Annotated in this window: 2 protein-coding genes and 1 pseudogene; all 3 read right to left on the bottom strand. The window is 75.8% G+C overall.

What is annotated here, in order from left to right:
• Positions 1 to 83: 83 nt before the first annotated feature.
• Positions 84 to 812 (bottom strand): annotated as a pseudogene (locus AAHZ94_RS32480) (NAD kinase); the annotation flags it as partial.
• Between the two features lie 371 nt (positions 813 to 1,183).
• Positions 1,184 to 2,149: a TlyA family RNA methyltransferase gene (locus AAHZ94_RS32475; protein ID WP_349997296.1), complete on the bottom strand. Its 966-nt coding sequence runs from the start codon at positions 2,147 to 2,149 to the stop codon at positions 1,184 to 1,186.
• 13 nt (positions 2,150 to 2,162) lie between these two features.
• Positions 2,163 to 2,540, bottom strand: a 378-nt coding sequence (locus AAHZ94_RS32470; protein ID WP_502964848.1) for a hypothetical protein, incomplete at its 5' end; no start/stop codon positions are given.

Genomic DNA, 2,540 nt, shown 5'->3' with positions numbered 1-2,540 from the left:
GCAGGAAGTCCCGTGCGCCCCGGTCCCCGTGGGGGGGGGGCGGCCCCCCCCCCCCCCGGGCCCCCCCCCCCCCCCCCCCCGGGGCGCGGCCCGCCGCACCACAGCACGCCGTGCGGGGTCTGCGGCTGCACCTCCACGGCGAGCACCGAATCCGGCGCGGTGACCAGCGGCTTGGCGAACAGGGCGTGCGCACTGATCGGCACCATCAGCAGCGCCTCCACCTCCGGCCACACCACCGGGCCACCGGCCGAGAAGGCGTACGCGGTCGAGCCGGTCGGCGTGGCGCACACCACGCCGTCGCCGCCGAACCCGGTGACCGGGCGGCCGTCGCCCTCCGTGACGACCTCCAGCAGGCGCTCGCGCGCGGCCTTCTCCACCGATGCCTCGTTCAGGGCCCAGTCGGTGTGCACGATGCGCCCGTCGTTGCGGACCAGCACGTCGAGCGTCATGCGCTCCTCGACCTCGTACGCGCGCGTGACGACCCGGTCCACGACCTGGTCCAGGTCGTCCCGCTCGGCCTCGGCGAGGAAGCCCACCCGGCCCAGGTTGACCCCGAGCATGGGCACGCCCGAGGTGCGGGCGAACTCCGCGCCGCGCAGCAACGTTCCGTCACCGCCGAGCACGATCAACAACTCGCAGCCCTCAAGGGCCTGTGGCGTGGCGTCCACGCGCTGCACCGGCGACGGCAGCGGCAGGTCGGCCGCCTCGGCAGCCAGCACCCGGACACCGATGCCGTGCCGCAGCAGCCCCTGGACGACGAGTTCGGCGCTGCGGACGGCCGCCGGCCGGCCGGTGTGCGCCAGCAGGAACACGGTGCGCTCCCCCGCCGGCCCGCCGGCTGGGGGCTCGGCGGCGGCCTGCCCGAGCGGCCCGGCCGGTGCCGAAGCCGTCGGTGCCGGCCCGGCCGGTACGGCGAGCGCGTCCGCAGCGGCCGGCGCCGGAGCCACCAGCCTGCCGGGGGTCGAAGCCACCGGCCCGCCCGCTGTCGGAGCTGCCGACCCGGTCGGTGCCGGCGGCTGCGCCGCGGCTGCGTCCCGGACACCCCGACCATCCCGGGCGTCCTGACCAGCCTGGTCGCTCTGGCCGCTCTGATGGGTCTGATCGATCTGGTTGCTCTGGTCGTTCTGGTTGCTCTGGTCGCTCTGGTCGCTCTGGTTGTTCTGTGCGGGTGTTGCTGAAGTGGTCAACGGGGCCCCTCCGCCACTGCACGGTCGACATCCGCCGGGTCCAGCGCAGGCGCCCCGGCGCGAAGCCACAGAAAGTACTCGACATTGCCCGCGGGCCCGGGCAGCGGACTCGCCGTCACGCCCAGTGCCCCGAGCCCCAAATCCGCCGCACGTGCCCCGACGGCACGTACGGATTCTGCGCGTAGTTCCCGGCTGCGGACCACCCCGCCGCTGCCCAGCCGTTCCTTGCCGACCTCGAACTGCGGCTTGACCATCAGCACCAGGTCGGCATCGGGCGCGGAGCACCGCACCAGCGCGGGCAGCACCAGGCCCAGCGGAATGAACGACAGGTCGCCCACCACCAGGTCCACCGGCTGGTCATCGAGCTGCTCCAAGGTCAGCTCACGCACGTTGGTGCGGTCCTTGACCACCACCCGGTCATCGCTCTGCAACGACCAGGCGAGCTGCCCGTACCCCACGTCGACCGCCACCACCTGCGCCGCCCCCGCGCGCAGCAGGACGTCGGTGAACCCACCGGTGGACGCCCCGGCGTCCAGCGCCCGGCGCCCGGCGACGCGCAGCCCGCGCCGCCCGGCCTCGGCGCCGACGGGAGAGCCGGCCGGGTCCGCGGCAGCGGAGTCAGGGGCAGAAGCGGGGCCGGGAGCGGCGTCGGGGCCAGGCGTGGCTGCGCCGTCCGCGGGCGCCTGCCCGGCGGCGGCGACCCTGGCCCGGTACTCGTCGCTGAACGCGTACAGCGCACCGGCCAGCTTGTGGCCGCCGCGCGAGACGTAGTCCGGATCGCTGTCGTCCTGGCTGACGACGACGGCGGCGCTCCGCTCGACCTGGGTGGCGGCCTTGGTGGCGGTCGCCCCTCCGACGGTCACCCGGCCCGCCGCGATGAGCTGGCTCGCGTGCTCGCGCGAACGCGCCAGCTCGCGGCGGACGAGCTCGGCATCGAGTCGGGTACGGCGTGGGCGGCTCACTGCCACGTGCGGTTCAGCTCCTGTGATCGTGCGGGGACGGGGCCGGGACCCGGGGGCCAGGCCCGGGGCGCTGGTCGAGTGCGTCGAGCGCATCGCGCAGGCCCTGGTGTACATCCTCGTACACCGCAAGGTGCCCGTCGACGGGCAGGTGGTCCAGGTCGGCGAGCCGGTCGAGCCCCGCGTCCACGCGCGGGTGGTCGGTCGGCGTCCGGACGACACCCAGCGGGGCGGTCCGCTCCCCCTGCTCGCCCTCACGCGCCTCGCCGCCGGACGACTCAGCCGGCTCCTCCGATGCGTCCGCCGCGTCCGGCTCCGGCGCGTGCTCGGTCGGCGCCGCTGGCGCAGGGGCGTCCGGGGCGGCAGCCGGCCCGGGCACTCCCGACCCGACCTG

It is taken from the genome of Streptomyces sp. HSW2009 (assembly GCF_040240285.1).
Taxonomy (GTDB): Bacteria; Actinomycetota; Actinomycetes; order Streptomycetales; family Streptomycetaceae; genus Streptomyces.
This window is presented reverse-complemented; position numbering and strand designations above follow the sequence as displayed.